The following is a 22,344-nucleotide window of genomic DNA, read 5'->3' on the forward strand; positions in this document are numbered from 1 at the left end:
TGAAAAAATCGAGAGCATCCGTCAGGACTGGAAGAAGCCCTGGTTTACCGAAGGCACGCTGCCATGGCCCCGTAACCTTTCGGGACGCGAATACAACGGCATGAATGCCTTCATGCTGCTGATGCACTGTGAGAAAGAGGGTTACAAGATTCCGCGCTTCTGCACGTTCGACTGCGTGCAACGGCTCAACAAGCCCGGCAAGGACGGTCAGGAACTGCCACGGGTTTCCGTCTTGCGCGGAGAAAAATCGTTTCCGGTCATGCTGACCACCTTCACCTGCATTCACAAGGAGACGAAGGAAAAAATCAAGTATGACGACTACAAGAAACTGTCCGAAAATGAGAAGAAGGAATACAATGTCTATCCGAAGATGCAGGTGTTCCGCGTCTTCAACGTGGCACAGACCAACCTGCAGGAAGCAAGGCCGGAGTTGTGGCAAAAACTCGAAACGGAATATATGCAGCCGAAGCAGGAAACGGGAGAACAGTTCAGCTTTGCCCCGGTCGATGCGATGATTAAGGATAACCTTTGGATATGTCCAATCAGGCCGCAGTACCAGGACAGTGCCTACTATTCCATTTCGAAGAATGAAATCGTCATACCGGAAAAGCGTCAGTTCGAAACCGGAGAGGCATTCTACGGAACGCTGTTCCATGAGATGACACATTCGACCGGTGCGGAAGGCGTACTCGACCGGATAAAGCCGACTTCTTTCGGTTCGGAGGAATACGCCCGCGAGGAACTGGTGGCCGAACTGGGAAGTGCCTTGACAGCCCAACGTTACGGAATGGTCAAACATATCAAGGAAGACAGCTGTGCCTACCTGAAAAGCTGGCTTGACGCGCTGAAGGAATCACCGCAGTTCATCAAGACGACACTGCTGGATGTGAAAAAGGCTACCTCACTGATTACGCAAAAAGTGGACAAGATTGCGCAGGAACTGGAACAACAGGTCGGTGAAGAACAGAAAACCGCACCGAAAGAGAAGATGTTCTACTCTTCCGTGGCCTATCTCCAGTCCGGCTATGATACGGCACGGCTAGATGCCTTCAGGAACAAAGGGGATTATGAGGGGCTGCTGACGCTTGCCAAGGAGTATTACGACGGCAACGGCATGGATGAGAAAGATACCTATGCATCGCCTCTCCAGAACCGGGGTGACGACCTGCTGATTGAGGACAAGGACTTTGCTGTAGTGTATAACGGAAGTGTGGGCGGAACCTATGAGGTGATGCTGAAATGTTCGGAACAGGAAGTACGGAACCACATCACGCGCTACGGCATTGACCGTGCCAGCAACGACGTCAGGGAGGTGGCCAAGGATATGACAGCCGAACGGTTTGCAGCCATGGCACAGCAGAAGATTCCTGCATTCGAGATGCCAAACGGAGAGATGCTGTATCTCGAATACAACAGGGAATCCGACAGCCTCGATGTCGGACATGTCACCAATGCGGGACTGGCTGCCCGGCACACGTTCCCTTATGACCACAACGAGACACTGGATGCCAACCTCCAGAACGTGAACGAGAAGCTGAACGAAATGGAGGAATACCAGGAGAAAGAGCAGGAAGTGGAGTATCAGGGCGGAATGCGCCGGTAGAAACAAAAATGGACAAGCGGAGTCAGCCGGCTCCGCTTGTTTGTATCTTGCCGGTCCAGAAGCCGGTCTATCATGACCGGCAGCTCCTCCAGTTTGCAATATCGGTTACTGCCGCCGGTGTAGTCTTTGGCATGTGAAGCTGTGCGTATCAGAAAGCTGTCCAGCTCGATTTTCACGCCTCTGCCCGTTCGGGAGAATGTGGATGAATGACTGATATATACAAACCTGCCGTTACGTTCGATGAAACAGGAGGTATCATAATGACCTTTCAAACTGGAAACCACTTTAGCCCCGGAAGCGGTTGCGTACCTGGTGAGTTCATGGATAAGAGCCGTCTGAAACCGGCGGTATTCCTGGGAAACGGAGCAGCCAGCATCCGCAAGGGTCGCAGCCTGCCACCTGGTGTAAAATTTCTGTGTCATATTCTCTGCTGTTTTAATTGTGTAAATAGCTTTCCCAATTCTCATGGTCAATGGTCAACTGATTCATTTCCCAGTCGTATTCCACTTCCGGCATATTGGAATAGGGAAAATAGACGGTGTAACCTATCTGTCCGTAGGAGCAATGCAGCGGCGTGACGCATATTTCCTGAACGAAATACGACTTTGGCGTACAGTATTTCCGCCAGTTGAAACGACCCGCAACGATATTGCAGCAAAGCATCTTTAGTGTCATGATGTCTTTCCAGTTTTGATAATCTTTTGTCTTAACTTTTCTCATCTGTCAATGTGCTATGTTATAATAAATTTCGGGTTCACTTGACACGTTGTAAATCCAACTGCCGCAACGTACCAGCAGGGCATTCTTGCCGTAATAAAGCTTTTTCATTCCGAATATGCTTCCCGTGCGGTGGAAGTTCGGAAAACGGCTGATGTCTATTCTTTGCGCATCTCGCTTATAGAGTGTCTTGGTTTTCATTGGAGGGTGGTTTTTAATGTTTCATACAAGGTCTTTATCATAGCTTCGGCATCCTCCATATCGCTGACAATGTCCTTGATATGGTAAGGCGCACCGTTTCTGCCGTGGCCGTCCGTACCTATCCACAGATAGGCTTCATAGTCAGGGTCAAAGCCCTCGTAATAATCCTCTATTTCGCTGATAAGGCTGCCGGTATCGTTGTCTTTCATGCCGACCGTGAAAAAGAAATCCTGCCCCATCTTCGTATAACGCTGAAACTCAAACTCCACCCGTTTTTTCTTTTGGATGTCAGTCTTCACTTCCCAGCCCAAACTGGCGGCTACTGCGGTAATTTGTTGAATTGCTGTCATATCGGTAAATTTTTATTTCCCTCTTCTTGAAGCCTTCCGACTTCGCCCAAGGGATTGTTTCATGTGCGGTCCAAACGGTGGAAACAAGAACTATGGGCAAGCAGCCGGGAATGAAATTTTATGAAATGCCGTAATCTTTGATTGCGGAAAGTTTTGTCAAATTTCCTTTCAGGAAGCGGCAGCGGTGCTTGACCGATGTTCATCCGCCGTACCTTTGCACCCGAAACAATCCTCATGGCGTGGTCGGTCTGCAGAAATGGATAATTTCCTTAGAACCGGAAGAAATACGAATAGAAAAGGAAGGCAAGCGGTAGAGCGTGTAAGTATAAAAGGAACAGGCTGCCCGACAAGGAATCCACCCGCCGGTGAGACGGGTGGACAATCAAAAGCTGCGAATACGTCAATAATGGTAATCTACCACACCTCCGACATAGAACGTCGTTCCGGGTTCGAGTCCGCAGACAAACTTCACAAAGGAAAGGGATGTCTCGGCATAGGTGTTGGTGCAATCATCATTCAGATAGAAATGATAATCGGTGTCCAACGGATTTGTCAAAGCCTTTTCAATGGCATAGACCGGTCCCCATTCCAGCATGTTCTCGATGGTAATGGCTTCCGCTTTCTTGCGTACATTGGCAACAAATTCGGCTTTCCACTGCTCCACACCGCCTTTATAGAGGATGGTATCTTCGGATGTCTGCTCAAACATTTCTTTGGGCAGTAAGTATGTCACCAGATTAGATATTGCCTCCTTGCGCTCTTCTTCGCCCATATTTGCGCAATAGTCATAAAAACTGAAATCTCCGCCAATGAACGTTTCTTCGGTGATGTAATTTTCCTTGCTGATAGGCTTGGTTGAAATCTGAAAAATACTGCTGTGCATAACGATAAATTTTAATGTTAAACTTTTTTCTTCCCTCTGATAGAGCCTTTCGGCCTCCTTTTCGGGATAGATTTTACATGCGGTTCCAACAGCAAGGACAGGACGGTAAAAGGCAAGTAAACGGTCAGGAATTTAGCGGAATACCCAAATCTGTGATTTGCGGAAGGTTGCCGTTCAATTCTTGAACAGCTTAGCACACAGCGGTACTTGACGACCGGACAGACGCTGTACCTTTGCATGGGAAAATCACACCGACAAGGAGCACCGGAGCGAGAAACGTGGAAAACGCAGCGTAGCCGATAAAAGGGAAAGAAAACAGAAAGTAAAAAAGGAAGTCTTTCTAAAAGCTGTCTGGAAAAATAGGTATAAAGGGGCTTACTGGCATAAAACAGCATTTCTCGGGTTGTACTCATATTCATACATGTAGTCAACCTGCTTTTAACTGAAAAACCCCGTAGCCGGCATTGAACATGGTTCAGTACCAGCCATGGGGTTTCAATAGGATTGTATCCTATAAGCATTTTCAATTCACTACCGTAAATTCATTGATATAGCAATAGGCATCCGAATTTTCCTTTTCCCATTCCTCACCCAGCGTTTCGGCATCCTCCATGGACTGGATGGGTTTGCCTGCTATCTCTCCAAGCCAGTCGAACAGGGTCTTTGTGTCTTGAAAGTACTCGAAATAATACTTGTCATCAGCGGTACACAAGTCAACGAGGTATCTGTCGGGAAAATATGTTCCTTCGCTGTCGTTGGTCTGATAGAAAACACATCCCGGCTCTTCTGCCTGATAATAATAATGGAGTGACGGGAATTTCTCACAAACAAGGTCAAAGACTTCGTTGCAAGGTGACCATGCCGTTTCCGTTGTAAACTGAAGATTGTCTCCGTTCATTTCAAGATTGCTCCAGTCACCACGGCAGTAGGTCTTGTTCCAATCACCGCCCAATCCATCTACAAGGCATCCCAACCATGAGATTCCGAAGCCATTTTCAACGGACGGTTCTTTCCGTTCCTGCAATCCTTTCATCAACTCATAGAGGCTTTTGACTTCTTTTACGTTGCCCTCTATAACATACGCTGTGCTGCACCAATTTGGCATAATTCTAAGATTTAATTGTTGTTAGACACTGTTTTATATTTCCCTTTTCTTGAAGTCTTACCGACTTCTTTTCGGGATGGATTTTACATGCGATTCCAACAGCAGGCAGGGATAGGAAAAGCAAGTAAACGGGCTGGAATTTAACGGAATACCCAAATCTTTGATTTGCGGAAGGCTGCCGTTTCAATTCAAGCATCCGTTAGCATGGCGGTACTTGATAACTGAGCGGCTGCTGTACCTTTGCATGGGAAAATCTCACCGGCAAGGAGTCTTGAAGATGAAATAAAGGAACGGCACGAAAGAGCTATAGAAAAGAAAAAGAATGATATATCGTGTTACAAGTGAAGAAATTACGACGTAATTTATTTTAGTAGAAATAAAATTCGCTATATTTGCCGGATATTGTATAACATAAAACAGGAAACAATGGAAAAGACAGTTGCACAAATCAGTGAGTTATTCGCTCAATTCTCCAAAGATGCCGGTCTCCAGATAGAGAAAGGAAACAAGACAGCAGGCACCCGTGCCCGTAAGGCATCGCTTGAACTTGAAAAGCTTCTCAAGCAATTCAGAAAGGAATCGCTGGAAGCATCTTCAAAATAAATTCAGTTTTGTGACGTAAGCCGTATCTGAATAGAGCCTCTTTGTTCTTGCGGGGAGGCTTTATTGATTATTTTCCCAATAAGCCCTGGAGAAAAAATGATATGCTAAACCAGATGTTTCCTTGCATCTATATTACACCCCCCTTGAAGACGGGCAACAAGTAAGGCGGGTAGTATCGAATTTGTCAACTCGTGCGGAAATTCGCTTTCCTTGCTGTCCGTATTAGAGATACATCTGTCCTAAATATAAAAGAGTGCTCGATTGAACACTCTTTTAATGATTGAACTTCGACATCAGTTATTCCGATGTCTCTGTCACTTCTGAAATATACAGTTCAACTTTCGTATGCCGATTGGCTTCTGCAGGCGTATGGTCCGAAATTCCACCCCGGTAAATCTGAGCTATCCGATGGATCGGAATGCCACGGCGTTCCAGTTCCGAGACGATAAAGCCGGCTCTTGACACACTCAAGGATTGGTTGATGTCGGATGTGCCGGTCATGCTGTCAGCAGCTCCGGTCACTCTTACAGACAAATTGTATTTCTTTGCTACACGAGCCAGTTCGTCCAGATTGAGAGCTTGGGACGCATCTGTCAGTCGTGCGGAATTGAGCGCAAAAAAGAAATAGATGGGTGCTCCGATACACTTGCCCCCGGTATAAGCACAAAGTGTGGAATCCATTGCAAAGTCATTCCGGTTTCCTGTAGATGTGCTTTGTAGAATCTGATTTCCACTTCCGGATAGGATGGCTGCAGAATTAAGAGGTGACGTACCGTCCCAATATCTGTGCTTCAGCCTTGCACGCAACGAGTTCAGTCCGCTGTAATTGTTCACAGGGAATTTAGCTCCGTCCACGTCGTCCTCGAAAAGATGACTGTATTTATCAAGCAGTCCTTCGATTTCCAGAATTTTCTCCAACTCGGCAAGTGTCCGTCTGTCCCAGTCATGTCGTCCTGCATAACGTCTGTTCTCCTCTGTCAGGTAGTTGGCATAGTCAGCCAACTGCTCGTTGCGACGGATATAAGGCATCACATCCACGACCCGTTTCCAACCCACTTTGCCAAGGTGGAATGTGAATCCAGCAGTCAATGAAAGCATGTGATCGCCCAGACGGTTCGCTCTTCCATACCCGTCGAAGTCCTGAAAGGTGGTCGTATTGGACAACTCCAAAACTGCACTCACTCTTTTTGAAATGCGGTATTGCCCCTGCACACCATAAGAAATTGCAAACGGATTATGCCCGTTGGCAGCATGATGCAGCAGGCCGGCACCAACAAAAGGTACAAGCCCCCAACGTACTTGTTCCTGCCGGGCATATCTGTGACCAAGGACATTCCACAACAAGTCTGCATGGATGTGATGATACTTTTGAGTGGACAATGCTCCGTCCTTGAATTGCAATCCGCTGTAGTTTATCCTTGCACCTACCGAAGGTGTAAACCACTTGCCGGCAGCAAAACTGTAGGACGGTTTCAATCTTCCGAAAATGTCTTCGCAACCAAGTGGTGTACCGAGGAAAGCGGTTGCTCCACCTGCGATGCTGACAAACCAGTTGCCGCTCCGCGACATCGGAAGTACGACTCCGTCAAGATAGACAGGACGGAGTGGTTGAAGCAGCTCCATGGATTCGTACCGGACAGCGTATTGTACAGTGTCTTTCCGTATGAGTTGTACACCAGCATGCAATTGCAACGAGCAGAGCAAGGTGAAGATGAAAATAAGATGTTTCGTCATATTCCAATAATTTAATTCATTATACATTTGATTGATTTCAGATCGGTGCCACTTAGCGTTTGGGTTTCTTGCCGATGGCAGGACGCATCATGCGGCTCGCCATTCTCATACAGCGCAGAGCCCAGGCACGGTTATCCTCGTCTTCGTCACGACCCCATCTGAGGTCACTTCCGCCACCGCCGCCACCATGTGATTCGGCAAACGTAGTGGCATCGTCCACCATACCGAGAAACAGCATCGTTGCACAGTGCATGACCTCCGTGCCACGTTCGGCAATGGATTGCATCAGTGAACCGTCCAACAGTTGCCGTTCCGATTCACCCATCTGTACCGATGCGCTGCGGTATTCACTGACCATGTTCTCCAGAAGAACATCTTTGAGCAGGGTGTCCACCTTGGAGTGAACATCCTGTGAATAATGGTAGGCTTCCTCTTTGAGCGTTTCTGTACGCTCTGCAATGGCATCCATATTCTCCTTCAGACTGATGAGTTGTCGGTCAGCTGTCTGCAATTTCTCCTGTTTATCTGCCAGTTGTCTGGAAATGCCCTGCAGCTCTTTCTCCAGCATCTTTATTTGGGAAGCCAATTCTGCCGCATTGCCCTTGTTCTCCTTCAAGTCGAGCTCGGCTGCCGATAACAGGGATTCCTTTTCTGCTTTCTGCACCTCCAGGTTAGCGACCATGGTTGTAAGTCCCTTTACCCGGCGTTCTGCCAGGCAGATGTCCGTTTGGAGTTCTCCCAGCACCTGTTGATGGCGTTTGATATTCTCCTCAATCGACGTACACTCTTCGGACAGCATGCGGCGATATTCCTCGGTACTCCTGTGCCGGGCACCTGTCTCGGATATGCTTGTTCCCCTCGACATGCCCCACTTGGTATTGACCTCCGAGAAAAAGTCCGAATGGAGCTGTTTCATTCGCGCACTGTATTCAAACTTGTCCTTTCCGGCAAATATCTCCTTGTACGCAAAGCGGCCGTCCTTGATTGGCAGAAGCGTGCAATGTACATGGGGATTGATTTCGTCCAGATGTACAATGAAGGCAGCGATATTCTGTTCACCGTATCTGCCACTTACAAATGAATAGACATCCTTTGCCCAGCGTTCAATGTCAGCCTTCCGCTGGATATGGCTATTGTCCGCATCTTTTTCGTAATCCACCTTCTGACTGCCAAAGGCAAGTTCCTGCATGCGCTCTCTGGATCCGCCGAAAATGATGTTCACCACCGTACGGTATTTCGGTTCGGGCAATCCCTCATTGGGATCTTTGATTCCGCGGAATCTCAATATGTCCGCCATCCGTTCCGGAATATTGCGGCTCGTGTCAACGGGACGTATTTTCCCGCCGGGCACGACTTCAAAATTCAAGTGTTTGCGTGTGGGGTCGTAGTTGCCTTTGGTCATGGCATATTTTTCCGCCCGTTCGCTGCGGTCGCGCAGATGCTCGTTGCTCTGGGCGGCAGTAATGCCTTTTGATACCTGCACATCCAGCACCTGTTTGGGATTCATCATATTGTTTTTGGTTTATCTGAACAGTCCTTCGTGTCCCAGCTTGCTGCTTGTACGGACACCCTCCCTGTGACGTCAGTCATCAGGGGTATTAGGCTCCCCCGTCCCTTAGTTCGTGGCAGACGGGCAAGCCCGGATGCCTCCTATAACCGGCAGCACTCCAGAACGGGAAAGGAAACGGATTGTTCGCAGTTATACATTCGGTTTCTAATCTCCGGTCTGGTACGACTTCTCCTGAGCCTTTGCCGCAAGCGCAAGAAAAGGCTTTATAAGGGCTTTTAAGCCTTCTATGCGGTCTTCCTCATGCCCGACATCATTTGCCCTGCTTTCGTCAAAGAGAAGTCCTGAAAGTTCGTTGGCAGTAGCGAGCAGCCCAGACCAGTCACCGTAGAGTTCGAGATGGAAGTAGTCCATGGCTCCTGAAACATCATCGAATCTCGACTTCCGCAGAGCACGTTGCAGGGCGGCCAGTGCGATGCACTCCTGAGCAGCCTGGCTGATTTCCACCGCCCGGCTGTTACCTCCGGTTGCCGAACCTATATGGGTGACACTGTCCGGACACGAAAGGTTGTCCTGCATGGCAGTCCCGTCCATGGCCTGGCGGATGAGCTGTCCACATCGAATGCCGGTTTCATCCGTATCGGTTTTGCCAGTTATCCAATCGGACAATACCTCATGCATTAGGTCGGCAAACTCCGGCACCTGCTGTCCGGAACAAGACTCCACGGAACTGCCGTTCTGTACGTTCATGGTAATGATGACGCTTTTGGAAAGACGGATACGGCTCAGCAGGCCGAACCCCTCCAGTGCATCGAGGAAAGAACGGACGGTAGCCCTGTGCCAATGCCATTCCACTGAAAGGTCTGAAACCGTCACATGACACTGGTTGGGATGGAGTTCAAACTCCTGATTTCTTAAAAAGGGGGAAACAAAACCGGCCAGAGCCTTGTCCAGCAAATCACAATAGGCTTCTGTTTTCGTTTTCCGTTCACCCACTTTCTCCTTGAGGTAGTCAAACACCTCTCTGTCTGCCAGTATCGGGACAGTTATTCTTTGTCTGGTTTTCATTTTCAATCTGTTTTTGAATGGTTATTATTGCGCGGATATATCAGTGTTGCCGCTGTCCGCATCCTGCGGCAACCTTGCGTGATGATAATCATGATAGCTTTCGGCCAGCAGTGCTGGATGTTGCATCCATCCGGTAATCCGGTCTAAATCCCCGGATTCGGTCATTACCCGATCGGAGGGATAGAACAGGGCAGCCAAAAGAAGAAAGGCGACGGTAACTGCCAGTGTGTACAGATGCGGTACAAAGCCGATGACCAGTACAGTCGTTGCCAGAGCAACAAACGAGGATGTCCTGCCGGGCAAACGTCTCAGCCAACGGTCCGTCCGCCTGAACGAATAGATAGCGGCACAGACTGCGGTCGATAACAGGATACCGAACTCGCCGACATGTCCGCAGGCATAGACATAGTGAAAAAGCAAAAGCAGGATCAAAAGGATCTGCACATAGAGCCTACGGGCCTTTTCACGGTATACCATGGCGTTATAGAACCTTGCCATAAAAGTGCGGTTCCTCTTGTACAATGCCATGGGCACTGCAAACAGTATGGCACAGAAAATGAGTTGTAAGATGTTCCAAATCATAAGTAATAGGGTTTTTCGCGTGCTTGAATGGGCAGTATCACCAGCTCCAGACGGACAATGTTGTGGGAAGCCAGCAGGATGATGGCCTCGGCATCCCGTGGTGAGAGATACATCGCAGCCTTCTTGATGCGCTGCCTGAACACATGCTCCTGCTTGCGGTAGGTGGCCAATGCCTTGTCCAGTGCATACTCCGGGATTGTCCAGGTCATGCCCTTGGTGTACGGGCCTTTGTCCTTGTAAGCCCGCAGTACCAATGTCCGGGAAACGATGTAGTCAATATGGCCGTTCCTTGGCAGTGCGTACTCCTTATAGGTATTGTCATCAACGACCTCTATCCATGTACGATACTCCCTTATCCAATAGACCATCTGTCGATATAACGTATTCCTCATGAGGCTATGGTCATAGGAAATTCAGCAGGACATCTTCCTTGTCCTTCTTGTATTTGAACACACCTCCCTTGGAATGTAGATCCAGGTCAAGACACAATTCGCCATACATCTGCTCCAGCGAATCATAGATGGTGACAAGGATGGTGTCAACCTTGCCATCTGCACCGGTCTGGCAGTTCATCTTGAACATCTGGCCGAAAGCAGGATTGGAATATGCACAGGTACTGTGACCGAGCTTGACCGTATGCGATGGAATATGGTGGTAGAGCGTTATCAGCTCCATGTCGTCCTCAAACATATCCATGACCTCTTCCAGGTCATAGGAATCTCGCAATGGAAAGGTCAGCAGAGCATAGTCGCCGTAGAACTGCGGCTCTTCCATGATGGTCACATCCAGCAGCTGTGGCAGCTGAAGCGGGACGAACGTCATAAAGTCGTCAAAAAAATGTCGTAACATATTCATGGTATTGTTATAGCGTGTGTATGAAAATTTCCATCAGCATTCCGGGAAGTTCAGACAGGCGTGTGCCTTCCGATTGCAGAATCCGGCTCAGGCTTTTGAATACCGCAGGGGTCTGGGCCGCCATCCTGTCAAGCTGTTTCCGCTCATCCCCGGAAAGCAACGCCATGGAAAAAGCATCCAGTGAAGAATAGGACTGCACGAGCATCCATATATAGGCATGTGCCTGTACGGGTGTCTTGACCCTCTTGTTGCGGACGTCATCCATGCAGGTCTGCATGTTCTGTATCTGCCGGCGGTTGGTACGAAGGGCCAGATAAAGCATGGCCTCCCGGTAGGTGATTTCCTTTCGCTCGGCAGCAAGGAGTATCTGAGAGCAGCATTGCTCGGTGTTGCGGGTGACATCTGTCAGACCTTCACCGTTCAGTTCATGCAGGTGTACAAGGAAGGCACGGAATACGGCATCCTCCTTTGTGATAAAGGCTCTCAGCTCTTTGGTGCTATGTATGCCGTCACGATTGGTGCGTGCCAACAGCGAACGGTAAGCGGAAAGGACCTGGGTCCGGTTTCCTTTATGTGCCGGCTGGTCATCCAACGAACGGAAGAAAGGGCGGATTTTCTGTACGTCATCCAGCAGTTCCGTATCACGGGCATAGGAGGAAAACTGATTTTTGAAGGACAGGAGTTCCTGATAGGTACGCGGCTTCGAAAGAACCAGCCGTGAGAACTCGTTGCGGATTGAATCGTGCAGGCGGACACATGCCGAACGTGTGTCGGGATGTTCCCGTATGAGCGAGTCCTTGCGGAGATGAAAAAAGACGGAATCCTTCAGTTTCTGCCATTGGCGGACGTAAAGGGTCAGTTCCTTGAAAGAAGCACTTTTTTGGCTTCGTATATCGGACAGATACTTCCGGTAGGTTCCGGCAGGGTCTTCTGCCACTTCCGACAAAGGCTTGCCGCTTCCGTCACCGCATGATGACAATCCGCAAATGGTCAGTGAAGCGGCACATACTCCGGTCAACAGGCAGACTCTTTTACAGTATGATTTCACACTTTTCATATTTGTTATTTCATATTAAAACAGTGCAAATCTATATATAAAAATCGTGATAATATTCTTTCGATGTCAGAATTAGTGATTTTTTCATAATCATATTAACGATATGATTATCAATGAAAACAAGTGAAAGAAAAAGAGGATTTCCATCCGTTTAAACGATTATTTTTCCACAATATAATTTTGGATTTAAAGGAAAGTATTATATTTGCACTTGTTATCAAAACAATGTATAATCAAATGGCAAAAGTCGGTTACATATTCAGGGAAAACAATGAAAGTTTTGACACGGAAAGAGAATGGATGCAGCAATACGGATGTGTACAGATTGTAGAAGAAACGGTCGAACACGAAACGCTGCGTCCGATGTGGAAACAGCTTATGGCAAATCTTGAAAGAGGTGACGAACTTGTCGTGGTCAAGTTCAGCAATGCCACACGCGGACTGAGAGAACTGTCCGCATTCATTGAACTGTGCCGGATCAAGATAGTACGTATCATATCCATCCACGACAAGGTGGATACCCGAGGTGAACTGTTTCCTTCCACGACAGCCGCTGACGTGCTGTGGATAATCGGTGCGTTTCCGGAGGAGATTGCGGCATTGCGCAGGTACTCTGCCCATGTGGAAAGGCTGCGCCAAAGCATCAAGGCACCGGCAGCCCCGAAAGTACTGCCTAAAGCCGAACGGGATAAGAAAATCGTGGACATGTACACCAACGGCCATTCGTTCGATGACATCTGGGCTGCCAGCGGCTTCAGCAGCAAAAGCTCAATATGGCGCATACTCAACAAATATGGTGTAAAGCTCGACCGAGGCCAGACCAGCGGTCCGCGTGTCAGGAAAAAGACGGAAGAGGATGGTGGCGGAGAAGAAAACGCATGATGTAAATCCGGATAAATTTCACTCCGTATTATTTTGTAGTTCAGAGATTATTTTGTATCTTTAGATTTAATTACAACTATATAAAATAGAAGACTTATGGGAGAACTGATTGTATTATTCGTAGTTTTTTGGGTAGTCGGCAAGATCCTGAAGGGTATATTCGGCGGATTCAGCCAGAGCGACTACCGGCGTGACCGTTAAGCCGGAAGGTAAGTGTATAATTTTATCATTCATTTTAATCAGACCATGACAAAGGCAGAGATTGTTGACCGGATAGCAAAGCAGACCGGTATAGAAAAGAACACGGTAACAGCCGTAGTGGAAGCGTTTATGAAAAGCGTGAAAAATTCGATGATTGCAGGAGAAGAGGTTTTTCTGCGAGGGTTCGGCAGTTTTATTATCAAACGCAAAGCACAGAAAACGGGACGTAACATTTCAAGCAACACGACTGTCATCATCCCTGCCCATTCGGTTCCTGCCTTCAAGCCTGCCAAGACTTTTCGTGACATAGTAAAAGGGGGCATCGAGGCTAAATAGCACTGAATCTTCATAACTGATATAATTGATTAGAAAGATGATTGCCGCATCGCTCTGTCTTTGGAGCAGGTGCGACATTTGTTTTTATTCCGGTATATTCCTCATGGCGGTATCATACTTCAGAATCTGTTCCCTTGTCAGCCATTGTGGTTTTTCCTCCTCGGTGAAACTGTCATAGAGCCTGGTCATGTACTCCAGTTGCCTTTCTTCATCACCAGCCCACAAACGGTTGGGATTTCTGTTGCCGAAACCAAGATAATATTCGCAATCTGCCTGTAGGCGTCCGAGTAGCATGTACCGAAACTTCAAATCGTGCTGTAATACTTCATCTACTGTCATTTGATTCTATTTTTTTAAAGTGTTTCATTTGCCCTGCTTTGAAATTTACCGACTTCATCGCAAGGGTCGCTTTTTGGTGCCCATCATACGGCGAAGCAGGAATGCAAAGCAAGAAACCCGGAATGAAATTTTATGAATACCGGAATCTTTGATTGCGGAAGGTTACGTCAAATTTCACTTCGGGTAGCGACAGTGGTACTTGCAGAGCATTCTTTCGACGTACCTTTGCACAAGAAAACATTCCCGAGCGAAATGTCGGGATGCAATCAGAGCCTGTCCGCCATTGCAAATGATAAAAAGGGACCGGCAATCTTGCCGCTATAAGAGGGAAAAGGGCAATATATAAAAGTCTGGTGTCGCCAGACAATCGGGCATGAAAAAACGATACCGTGCCGAAAAAGGCGGTACGGTATCGTTAAAACCAATCAGCAATCCATGCCTGGAACAGCTGTTCAGAAACAATCAATGTCAGCTTCTTGGAATGTCTTCGGGAAATGCTGGTAAATCAATGCAAGATTCAGCATTACCATCGGATACTCCACAAAGCCGCTCCTGCGTTTGTAACCGGAATCCGTTGCCAACCCGTTCGCACTCAAAAACGCCATGGCATCCGGATAATGGTTCACGTCAATAAATGTCCGGTCGGGCAATCCAAGGGCATTCATTTCCTCCAAATTGACAGAAAGGACGATATACTCACTTTCATCCTCCACACTCTGCAACAGAAGAGCCAACCACCCGTTGGCATAAAAACGAGGTACAAGATAGCAGTTCTGTCCTCTGAACCTGTACTCCTTCCGTTCCAACGAGCGGTCCGGTTCAATAAGCCGGAACTTATCTTCTCCGGCAACAAAAGTTCTCATTGGATTGCTGACATCCACATAGATGCCGTTGGCATGGTGGCAAAGATAGTCCGCATTTTCTGCACGGACGATTGCAAATGTAATATCCATATCTATTTTATTGAGCTTAACTGATTGAACTATCTGCTTTATCTGTAATGACGGCATCAGTCCGTCACCTCATAATAATATTCCAGCTCGCTGCCTTTCAGATTCTCGATGGCGTATTGGTCGGCTTGCATCCAAAGGCTGTTGTAGAGCTTTGCCATTTCCGGGTCTGCCTTGTAGTGCTGCCAGATTTTGTGGTTGAGCACTAAAATAAGTTCCGTGAGGTACTTGTAGTTCTTTTTCCACTCTGCAAATGCGCGGTTGAAAGTGTCTTGGACTGCTGGAAGTCCGAAGCGGTCTGCTATCGAAAAATCACTCCAAAAGGTTGTCTGTAACGTGTAGCCGTTTTCTGCCATAAATTCTCTGAATGTCATATCACTACAATTTTAAAGTTGATGAATTTTGTTTGTTTTCCCTCTGGTAGTTTCTGTACCGGAAGGTTGATTATTTTTTCTGCTCACGAAATTGGCGGTCGGTCCGGGCAAGGAGGATGTGGAAAATACGCTCGCAAGCACGGAGAGGAAGATTTTCCGACAGCCAGCAAAGCGGTTCCTTGACAGGACCGGAAAACGGCAATCAAACTTTGCAGAGAAAAATAACAGGCTTGCGGAATGGAACCCCGAAAAGCAGTAAAAACACAAAGGAGCGACATGACATTATAATGGTACGGAAGTACATGCAGGGGAAAAGCTATAAAAGGGCGGAATGGCTGAAGCCGTCCATGAACAAAAATAAAGCGACCCGAAGGTCGCTTTGTCTGTAAGGCCGGAATCATTTCTTGCCTTTCTTCACAGGTTTTGCCTGTTTTTTAGGAGCTTCCTCCTCTTTTTCAACAGGCGGATAAAACTTGACAGCCACGGTCACGATGCGGTTGTGTCTCGTACCGTCCTTGTCAATCCATTCTTCTGGTTTGAAATAACCCTCGACGGTAAGCATGGTACCTTTGGTCAGCATGTCGAAGGAATCGGTGTTCTCGTTCTTACGCCATGCCTCGATATTCATGAAGGCGGAAATGCGGTTGGATTCCTCTCCGTTTTTCTCCAGTCGGCTTACAGCCAAAGAGAAACGTGCTACGCTGGCACTGGTGAACTGATGGATTTCTGCATCTTTGCCAATGAATCCTGTTACTGCGAAAGTGTTCTCAATCTTTTTCATATCGAATTGCTTTTAGAAGTTATTAAATTATTTTTACGCTGCGGTAAAAAGTAGATGCAGATAAAGGATGCACCAAGGATAGCGCATCAATACGCTTTATTTTTGGCGAAGACAAAACCAAAGGCCTGATAAAGGAAGATTGAAGCGGCTACGCCATTGGTCAAGACTGCTAAGGCGTTCCTGACTGCACACTATCTTTGCAACGGGAAAATGATGATGGCTTCGTTGGAAAAGCAATGATGAAAAATGAGAACCAAATGGAGGGAACAGCAGGCAAAAGCTCGTGTCCACTCTCTGGTGCAGGAATTGAAGCACCTTCCCGGACAGCCACAAAAAAAACGGAGAGACCGGACTTTTCCAATGTCGCTTGTCGAGGAAGCAAAAACAGAACGGCATTCATTCAAAGTATACTGTCGAAGAGGGTCATTCCAATCCGAATGGAGCAAGGACAGAACACACAGCTGAGGGTGGCTGCTGTATCCGCCAGAAAAAGAGGGAGTGAAAAAATGGCCATAGGGAAAGGCAGAAACCGGATCAGACAGAAAAGCGGGATGCTTTTCACATGAATGGACGGCTGTAAAAAAGGAAACGGCGCAGCCAAAAGAGAAATTATAAAAGGAAGGGCGGCAAGGCTGAAATGGGTAGTTCCATTCCAGCCGGTAGCCAATATCTGTTGGCTGATTAAAACTCAACCAACATGATACGGTGCTTGAAGACCAGAGTCTTGTCACTCGGACGTCTTTGACAAACCCAAAGGTGATGGGCACCATATCCATAGGTAAAATACTCATGAAGAGGAGTCTTCTCTTCCAACTGTCTCATACTTTCACGCAGCTCTGCTTCATCGGTAGAAAAGAGAATTGTATTGATGATTCGGAAATAGAGGTCGGTCACCTCCTCGGAATAAGGGCAAAAGCTGTGTTCAATCGTCACTTTCATGTTTTCGATATTTATGGTACTTCTATAATGTCCTCAATGCGCCCATACAGAACGGAACGCAATGAAGTCTTGTCAACTGCATAGTATTCGGCGACATGTCCGTATTGCTTTACGAAATAGCGTTTGAGGACATCCGAAAAGTCAAAACAATACCCCATCAAGGCTATGCCACATTTGAAGTGGCAGCACTCTTGCAGGCTTCGTGTAAGCCAGTTCTTTTCGGAACGGCTCAATTTGCCGCCATTATCAAGACGTTCCCGTAACTTGTAAACCTTGCTGTCTTTCAGCTTCTCCAATTCGGGGACATCCCACTGTACGAATTTACTTGCTATCTGTTTCATTGCTGTTGTCTTGTTTAATCATTGATAATCACTTCATCTCTGTATTCTTCTATTTCTTTGCCGCTGGTGAGACGGACAATGACTGTGTTGCCATAATCTCCGACAATGGTGCCTTCTGTGTACCCTCTGTAGGGAGTAAGCAACGTGCAGGACAACCCGATAATTTCGCTGTCTTCCTCGTAAAACATAATCGTATGATTTGAAGGTTATAACTTAACGTTCCACTTGCCTTGTGAGAATATCCTGAAGCTGACATAATCACTATCAAACTCATAGGACAGAATCTTGATATAGACTTTGTTCTTGTTTGCCAGGGATGCTATCAATTTGCTGATTTCTTCTTCGGGGTATTCCCAACGTGAGGAAAATTCCGCATCAATGCAATCGTTCTGACGATTGATATAGCCGTTGAATGTTCTGTCCAGAAACGCCTCTATCGTATCAAGGTCTTTTGAACACTCTGTTCTTGCGTAGAAGATGTTTGTTGCATAGTTCGCCATAATCCTAAATTTTAAGTTCTTATATTCCCTTCTGTAGCATTTCATCTACTTTCGGGCTTGATAAATTATGTCGCCACAAAAGGTGGCATGGCTCTTTATGCAAGGTTTTCAGACCAAATACTACCTCAGCGAAGCCGAGTGTGGAGATTTTGTCGTAAACCATCAGGCAATGACCTTGCATACAAGAAAGGCATGGCAAGTACCTTTGCGACACAATTTTCATCAGCCAGACCGGAAGTTAGTATGCGAAATGCCGGGAGAAACATGGGAGATGATTGCGTGCAAAGGGTGTGATGGGAATGTAAAAAGGGTTTGCAGCCAAAAGAGAAAGACAAGGGAGACCTTCCAGAGAGTAAAATGGGAAAAGGAAGGATGGTCGGGAAGTGAGCTGTAAATCCAGTTTAGTTTGGTTTGTTAGCCTTATATATATGCTAAACTAAATTAAACTAAATATAGGCAGTCATATTTGGCTGCCTGCATAAAAAGAATTAGATTTGTAGAAGTGATGCAACTTTAGAGGATGACGGGCTTGCACTTTTCTCTTTTGGCTGCAAAAAAAACATCAGTGCAAGCCTTAATCTGATTTGTAAACCCAAGGAACAAAAATCAAATAGAGCAGCTTGAATTTTCACTCCAAAGGCAAGCAACTGCAAGCAAAGAAACAGAGTGCAAAAGAAAAAACAGGAAAATGGATAAAATTCACTTTTTGTTTCTAATTTGTTTCTTAATTCAATCATGTAGTTTTGTAAAGCATTATATATTAGTGTGTTAGATATGTAAATTTTAGCTATGTAATATTATTTTCAAAATCTTGCTCATAACCATTCTTTTGTTTTCGTCGGGATGTCCCTTCACAAAAATACATTATCTCAGCCAATTGGCCGCACGTGAGCAGGTAAAATCCGTAAAAACGGTACGACCTTCCGTGGTATTGTTACGGTCTTCTGCCCGTGTCGGGGTAATTTTGCCGTATCAAGAAAACAAGAAAGATGGATAAAGCAATGGACATTCCCGCCAATTTATACGAGGATGAAGTGGTTTGCTTCATGGCAGACCGTTATCGCACGACTACGGAAAGAGTGATGCAATGTTTTTTAGTGCAGGAAGCCGAGGTTTCCGCGTCTGAAAAGGAAAGCTTCCCTTTCCGCCTGACGGATAACGAAATGGAAATATTACGAGGGTTGTTGAGCCGTAGTGGCTCGTAAAAATCAGATTATGGATAGAAGAGATTTTTCCCATGGTAGGCTACTATGGTGGACGGTATGAAAAGAAGGATATGATTGCCTTGATTCGTCGGGCTTATGATCAGGGAGTTACTTTTTTCGATACGGCAGAGGTGTATGGCCCTTACACCAGTGAAGAGTGGGTAGGCGAGGCACTTGCTGCTTTTCGTAATAAAGTAAAAATCGGTACGAAGTTTGGTTTCGGGGTGGAAGAGAAACAGCCTACGGCCTTGAATAGCCGTCCTGACCATATTCGTCGGGCAGTGGAAGGTTCATTGCGACGCTTGCATACGGATCACATAGACTTACTTTATCAGCACCGTGTAGACCCGAAGGTGCCGATGGAGGAGGTGGCAGACACGGTAAAGAAGCTGATGCAGGAAGGAAAAGTCTTGCACTGGGGATTGTCGGAAGCCAGTGCGCGTTCTATTCGTCGGGCGCATGCCGTTTGTCCGCTTTCGGCCGTACAGAGCGAGTATGCCATCTGGTGGCGCGAACCGGAGACCAAAATATTCCCTACGCTGGAAGAACTGGGAATCGGTTTTGTACCTTATTGTCCGTTGGGACGGGCCTTTCTTACGGGAGTGATTCATGAAGAAAGTCGTTTTGAGAAACCCGACCGGCGGGCTACATTGCCACAATTCACTCCTGAAGCCTTGAAACATAATATGCCGCTTGTGTCACTTGTGCGTAAATGGGCAGAGCGAAAGAACATTACTCCTGCCCAGTTTGCCTTGGTGTGGATGCTTTCGCGTAAGTCATGGATTGCTCCCATCCCCAGCACAACGAATCCGAACCACCTCGATGATTTCCTGGGAGCAGCTCATGTGCGGCTTACGGCTTACGAGATGGAGGAATTTGACAAGGAGTATCCACAAATAGACCTTATGGGGCATCGTGCAGACCCGTTTACCGAGAGTCAGATTGATAAGTAACAGAAATAATAAGAATGCTATGCTAAAATTTATTCAGTATGTATGTTTGTTGTTCCTTGTGTGCTCCTGTAGCACGAGGAATGAAGAAAGTGTGATATTGCAAAATGAAACGGATATGGAAAAGAAAAATTTAGGTTCGGTACTGGCGCTTTATCCCAAACCGATGACGGTGGTTGGGGCGGTAGTCAATGAAAAAGTAAACTGGCTTGTAGTGGGACATACTGGAATTATTGGGCATGACCGTATTCTTCTGAGTATGAGTAAACATCATTATACCAATCAGGGAATAAGGAGGTCAAAGAAATTGTCTGTAAACCTTGTGAGCCGTGAAATGTTGCCTGCGGCTGATTATGTGGGAAGTGTAAGTGGAAATTCGGTGGATAAATCGACGGTGTTTGACTATCATTTTGGAGAGAATGGTACTCCGGTTATTGACAAATCACCATTAACCATGGAATGTGATGTGGTGGATATTTATGAAACCGAGGGATTTGACAATTTTATTTGTTCCATAGCTAATACCTATGCAGCTCCAGAAGTGCTCGGTCAAGATGGGAAACTGGATTATACCCGATTGAAACCTGTGTTGTTTGAGTTTCCGACGTACTCGTATCTTGCTACGGGAGAAATAATCGGCAAGTGTTTGAACTTAGACAAAAAGCCCGGCATGTGTGCCAAACTTCCGATGTCGCCCGATGGTATTGTGAGGTTATCGAAAATAGAAGTGTATCCGGAGTTTATAAAGGAATATATGCAATATGCGGTGGAAGTGGGTGAGATTTCATTACGTACTGAACCGGGGGTATTGACCATGTATGCCGTTGCCGAAAAGGAAAATCCGTGTAAGGTTACGATTCTTGAAACCTATGCAAGTGAGCAGGCTTATAAATCACATATTGCGTCGGAGCATTTTCAGAAATATAAACAAGGAACAAAGCACATGATTAAAACGTTGGTCTTATCGGATCAGACTCCTCTTAATCCGCAGAGTCAGGTAAATAATTTCATTCAATAGAAGCGATTGAATCGTTATAATACAGAATCTCCTCACAAATCCATGCATCATGGTGATTTGTGAGGAGATTTTCTTTTTATTTCGGTGCCTTGCGGTAGAGATAAATCGCGATAAACAGATATAGAATGTTCGGAATCCACACGGCCAGATTCGGATGCGCGTTTCCGTTGATGGCGAAGGTGGACGAGATGGTCTGGAACAGGATGTAGGAGAAACTCAGTCCGATACCGATTCCCAAGTGAAGTCCCATACCTCCTTTCCGTTTTTGTGACGAAAGCGAGAGCCCGATGACCGTCAGGATGAAGGCTGCAAACGAGGTGGCGATGCGCCGGTAGTATTCCACTTCGAACACCTTGATGTTGGCGAAGCCTCGTTGCTTCTGCTTGTCGATGTACTCCCGTAGCTGGGGACTGGTCATCGTTTCCTGCTGGCCGCGCGTGATGAGGAAGTCCTGCGGCTCCATGTTGATGATGGAGTCCATACGCTCTCCTCGGGTGATAGCCTCACGCATGCCCTTCATCTCACGAATCATGTAGTCCTTGATAATCCAGCGGTGCACGGTGGTAGTGTCGTACGTAATGCGGCGGGCCGTGAGGTGTGATACTAGCTTGTGGTCTTCAAACTTGTCGAGCGAGAAGCGGTAAGCCGTCTTGTTGTAGTCCTCGTAGCGCTCCATGTAGGCAATTACACCCGTATCTACCTCCAGCTGGATATTGCGCACGTAGTCAGCCCGCTTCTTGTTCTTGTACACTTGCTCAAACTTCAGTCGGGTGACGCTTCCGGTAGGAATCACCTCGGTACTCAGCACGTAGGTGACCAGTGCAATGATAGCGGCCGAAATCATGTAGGGCACCATCAGGCGCTTGAAGCTCATTCCGGTGGAGAACATGGCGATGATTTCGGAGTTCTCTGCCAGCTTCGACGTGAAGAAAATCACGGCAATGAATACGAACAACGGACTGAAGAGGTTCGTGTAATAAGGAATGAAGTTCAGGTAATAGTCGAAGACAATGGCACTGATGGGCGCCTTGTTGTTGATGAAGTCGTCAATGTTTTCATTGATGTCGAACACCACGGCGATGGAGATAATCAGGGCGATGGCAAAAAAGTAGGTGCCCAGGAACTTCACGATGATGTACCTGTCCAGCCGTTTCAGCCATTTCTTCTTGAACGGGTTTCCTTTTAAATTTTTCAGTTGTTCCTTTCCGGCTTGCAGGTAGGAACGGAACAACTGGAACACATTGTGTTTCATATTTATCGTCG

The 22,344-nt window shown here is 46.9% G+C and carries 31 protein-coding genes and 1 pseudogene; 8 read left to right on the forward strand and 24 right to left on the reverse strand.

Annotated features, from left to right (window positions below; genetic code table 11):
- A partial coding sequence (locus WKT20_RS12230) for a zincin-like metallopeptidase domain-containing protein (protein ID WP_340417439.1) occupies positions 1-1,603 on the forward strand: 1,603 nt, incomplete at its 5' end.
- A gap of 53 nt (positions 1,604-1,656) precedes the next feature.
- On the opposite strand, the pseudogene WKT20_RS12235 reads toward WKT20_RS12230, so the two are convergent.
- The 7 genes and pseudogenes from WKT20_RS12235 to WKT20_RS18330 all read right to left on the reverse strand — a co-directional run.
- Positions 1,657-2,025 (reverse strand): annotated as a pseudogene (locus tag WKT20_RS12235) (hypothetical protein); the annotation flags it as partial.
- 13 nt (positions 2,026-2,038) lie between these two features.
- Complete coding sequence (locus WKT20_RS12240) at positions 2,039-2,323, reverse strand: hypothetical protein (protein WP_340417440.1); 285 nt, start codon at positions 2,321-2,323, stop codon at positions 2,039-2,041.
- Between the two features lie 3 nt (positions 2,324-2,326).
- Positions 2,327-2,521 (reverse strand): hypothetical protein, encoded by a 195-nt coding sequence (locus WKT20_RS12245; protein ID WP_149918911.1) that lies wholly within the window; start codon positions 2,519-2,521, stop codon positions 2,327-2,329.
- Positions 2,518-2,871: a hypothetical protein gene (locus tag WKT20_RS12250; RefSeq protein ID WP_340417441.1), complete on the reverse strand. Its 354-nt coding sequence runs from the start codon at positions 2,869-2,871 to the stop codon at positions 2,518-2,520. Before WKT20_RS12250 ends, WKT20_RS12245 begins: the two co-directional genes overlap by 4 nt.
- Before the next feature lie 400 nt (positions 2,872-3,271).
- Positions 3,272-3,754 carry a hypothetical protein gene (locus WKT20_RS12255; protein WP_007903441.1) on the reverse strand — a complete coding sequence of 161 codons (483 nt, stop codon included), beginning with the start codon at positions 3,752-3,754 and terminating at the stop codon, positions 3,272-3,274.
- Between the two features lie 523 nt (positions 3,755-4,277).
- Entirely contained in the window at positions 4,278-4,859 is a 582-nt protein-coding gene (locus tag WKT20_RS12260) for a DUF1281 family ferredoxin-like fold protein (RefSeq protein WP_227559688.1), read from the reverse strand.
- 4 nt (positions 4,860-4,863) lie between these two features.
- Positions 4,864-5,055 (reverse strand): hypothetical protein, encoded by a 192-nt coding sequence (locus WKT20_RS18330; protein ID WP_227559687.1) that lies wholly within the window; start codon positions 5,053-5,055, stop codon positions 4,864-4,866.
- A gap of 230 nt (positions 5,056-5,285) precedes the next feature.
- Here WKT20_RS18330 and WKT20_RS12265 point away from each other — a divergent pair, with 230 nt between their 5' ends.
- Positions 5,286-5,462 (forward strand): histone H1, encoded by a 177-nt coding sequence (locus tag WKT20_RS12265; RefSeq protein WP_007903436.1) that lies wholly within the window; start codon positions 5,286-5,288, stop codon positions 5,460-5,462.
- 297 nt (positions 5,463-5,759) lie between these two features.
- Here WKT20_RS12265 and WKT20_RS12270 read toward each other — a convergent pair whose 3' ends face one another.
- From WKT20_RS12270 to WKT20_RS12300, 7 genes are all read right to left on the reverse strand, one after another.
- Entirely contained in the window at positions 5,760-7,196 is a 1,437-nt protein-coding gene (locus WKT20_RS12270) for an OmpA family protein (protein ID WP_227559686.1), read from the reverse strand.
- 52 nt (positions 7,197-7,248) lie between these two features.
- Positions 7,249-8,706, reverse strand: coding sequence for a MobV family relaxase (gene mobV, locus WKT20_RS12275; protein WP_340417442.1), 1,458 nt, complete (start codon positions 8,704-8,706; stop codon positions 7,249-7,251).
- Between the two features lie 204 nt (positions 8,707-8,910).
- Positions 8,911-9,771 carry a MarR family transcriptional regulator gene (locus WKT20_RS12280; protein WP_340417443.1) on the reverse strand — a complete coding sequence of 287 codons (861 nt, stop codon included), beginning with the start codon at positions 9,769-9,771 and terminating at the stop codon, positions 8,911-8,913.
- 24 nt (positions 9,772-9,795) lie between these two features.
- Positions 9,796-10,353 (reverse strand): hypothetical protein, encoded by a 558-nt coding sequence (locus WKT20_RS12285; protein ID WP_340417444.1) that lies wholly within the window; start codon positions 10,351-10,353, stop codon positions 9,796-9,798.
- Entirely contained in the window at positions 10,350-10,745 is a 396-nt protein-coding gene (locus WKT20_RS12290; RefSeq protein ID WP_340417445.1) for a hypothetical protein, read from the reverse strand. Before WKT20_RS12290 ends, WKT20_RS12285 begins: the two co-directional genes overlap by 4 nt.
- 10 nt (positions 10,746-10,755) lie before the next feature.
- Positions 10,756-11,202 (reverse strand): hypothetical protein, encoded by a 447-nt coding sequence (locus WKT20_RS12295; protein WP_340417446.1) that lies wholly within the window; start codon positions 11,200-11,202, stop codon positions 10,756-10,758.
- Positions 11,203-11,215: 13 nt separating this feature from the next.
- Positions 11,216-12,265 carry a hypothetical protein gene (locus tag WKT20_RS12300; RefSeq protein WP_340417447.1) on the reverse strand — a complete coding sequence of 350 codons (1,050 nt, stop codon included), beginning with the start codon at positions 12,263-12,265 and terminating at the stop codon, positions 11,216-11,218.
- Positions 12,266-12,502: 237 nt separating this feature from the next.
- On the opposite strand from WKT20_RS12300, the gene WKT20_RS12305 reads away from it, so the two are divergent.
- Together WKT20_RS12305 and WKT20_RS12310 are read left to right on the forward strand one after the other, a co-directional pair.
- Positions 12,503-13,147 (forward strand): recombinase family protein, encoded by a 645-nt coding sequence (locus WKT20_RS12305; protein ID WP_320906102.1) that lies wholly within the window; start codon positions 12,503-12,505, stop codon positions 13,145-13,147.
- Between the two features lie 228 nt (positions 13,148-13,375).
- Entirely contained in the window at positions 13,376-13,684 is a 309-nt protein-coding gene (locus WKT20_RS12310; protein ID WP_262884060.1) for an HU family DNA-binding protein, read from the forward strand.
- 84 nt (positions 13,685-13,768) lie between these two features.
- Here the strand turns inward: WKT20_RS12310 and WKT20_RS12315 are convergent, their stop codons facing one another.
- The 8 genes from WKT20_RS12315 to WKT20_RS12350 form a co-directional block, all read right to left on the reverse strand.
- A complete protein-coding gene (locus WKT20_RS12315; RefSeq protein WP_007896841.1) occupies positions 13,769-14,023 on the reverse strand; it encodes an LPD11 domain-containing protein in 255 nt (84 codons plus the stop codon).
- Between the two features lie 452 nt (positions 14,024-14,475).
- Positions 14,476-14,976, reverse strand: coding sequence for a DUF4313 domain-containing protein (locus tag WKT20_RS12320; RefSeq protein WP_149918934.1), 501 nt, complete (start codon positions 14,974-14,976; stop codon positions 14,476-14,478).
- Between the two features lie 56 nt (positions 14,977-15,032).
- Positions 15,033-15,347 (reverse strand): hypothetical protein, encoded by a 315-nt coding sequence (locus WKT20_RS12325; protein WP_149918936.1) that lies wholly within the window; start codon positions 15,345-15,347, stop codon positions 15,033-15,035.
- Between the two features lie 397 nt (positions 15,348-15,744).
- Positions 15,745-16,128 carry a single-stranded DNA-binding protein gene (locus tag WKT20_RS12330; protein ID WP_340417448.1) on the reverse strand — a complete coding sequence of 128 codons (384 nt, stop codon included), beginning with the start codon at positions 16,126-16,128 and terminating at the stop codon, positions 15,745-15,747.
- Positions 16,129-16,809: 681 nt separating this feature from the next.
- Complete coding sequence (locus WKT20_RS12335) at positions 16,810-17,067, reverse strand: hypothetical protein (RefSeq protein WP_008144950.1); 258 nt, start codon at positions 17,065-17,067, stop codon at positions 16,810-16,812.
- An 11-nt stretch (positions 17,068-17,078) separates the two neighbouring features.
- The gene (locus tag WKT20_RS12340) at positions 17,079-17,408 is read right to left on the reverse strand and encodes a hypothetical protein (RefSeq protein ID WP_007896861.1); all 330 of its coding nucleotides are present in this window, start codon (positions 17,406-17,408) and stop codon (positions 17,079-17,081) included.
- 14 nt (positions 17,409-17,422) lie between these two features.
- Positions 17,423-17,599, reverse strand: a complete 177-nt coding sequence (locus WKT20_RS12345) for a ribonuclease P (protein ID WP_149918941.1) — start codon at positions 17,597-17,599, stop codon at positions 17,423-17,425.
- 15 nt (positions 17,600-17,614) lie between these two features.
- Entirely contained in the window at positions 17,615-17,908 is a 294-nt protein-coding gene (locus tag WKT20_RS12350; RefSeq protein WP_340417449.1) for a hypothetical protein, read from the reverse strand.
- A 67-nt stretch (positions 17,909-17,975) separates the two neighbouring features.
- Between WKT20_RS12350 and WKT20_RS12355 the strand changes: the two genes are divergently transcribed.
- Positions 17,976-18,302, forward strand: a complete 327-nt coding sequence (locus tag WKT20_RS12355) for a hypothetical protein (protein WP_007896866.1) — start codon at positions 17,976-17,978, stop codon at positions 18,300-18,302.
- A 94-nt stretch (positions 18,303-18,396) separates the two neighbouring features.
- Here the strand turns inward: WKT20_RS12355 and WKT20_RS12360 are convergent, their stop codons facing one another.
- The gene (locus WKT20_RS12360) at positions 18,397-18,645 is read right to left on the reverse strand and encodes a hypothetical protein (RefSeq protein WP_008144947.1); all 249 of its coding nucleotides are present in this window, start codon (positions 18,643-18,645) and stop codon (positions 18,397-18,399) included.
- Positions 18,646-18,897: 252 nt separating this feature from the next.
- Between WKT20_RS12360 and WKT20_RS12365 the strand changes: the two genes are divergently transcribed.
- From WKT20_RS12365 to WKT20_RS12375, 3 genes are read left to right on the forward strand one after another with little or no spacing between them, the layout of a single operon-like run.
- A complete protein-coding gene (locus WKT20_RS12365; protein ID WP_118243677.1) occupies positions 18,898-19,113 on the forward strand; it encodes a hypothetical protein in 216 nt (71 codons plus the stop codon).
- A gap of 32 nt (positions 19,114-19,145) precedes the next feature.
- Positions 19,146-20,066, forward strand: a complete 921-nt coding sequence (locus WKT20_RS12370) for an aldo/keto reductase (protein ID WP_340417450.1) — start codon at positions 19,146-19,148, stop codon at positions 20,064-20,066.
- A 19-nt stretch (positions 20,067-20,085) separates the two neighbouring features.
- Complete coding sequence (locus tag WKT20_RS12375; protein WP_117671678.1) at positions 20,086-21,081, forward strand: flavin reductase; 996 nt, start codon at positions 20,086-20,088, stop codon at positions 21,079-21,081.
- A gap of 76 nt (positions 21,082-21,157) precedes the next feature.
- On the opposite strand, the gene WKT20_RS12380 is transcribed toward WKT20_RS12375, so the two are convergent.
- Positions 21,158-22,333: an LptF/LptG family permease gene (locus WKT20_RS12380; RefSeq protein WP_117701667.1), complete on the reverse strand. Its 1,176-nt coding sequence runs from the start codon at positions 22,331-22,333 to the stop codon at positions 21,158-21,160.
- Positions 22,334-22,344: the final 11 nt, after the last annotated feature.

This window comes from Phocaeicola sp. ICN-14070, assembly GCF_037892625.1.
GTDB lineage: Bacteria > Bacteroidota > Bacteroidia > Bacteroidales > Bacteroidaceae > Phocaeicola > Phocaeicola plebeius.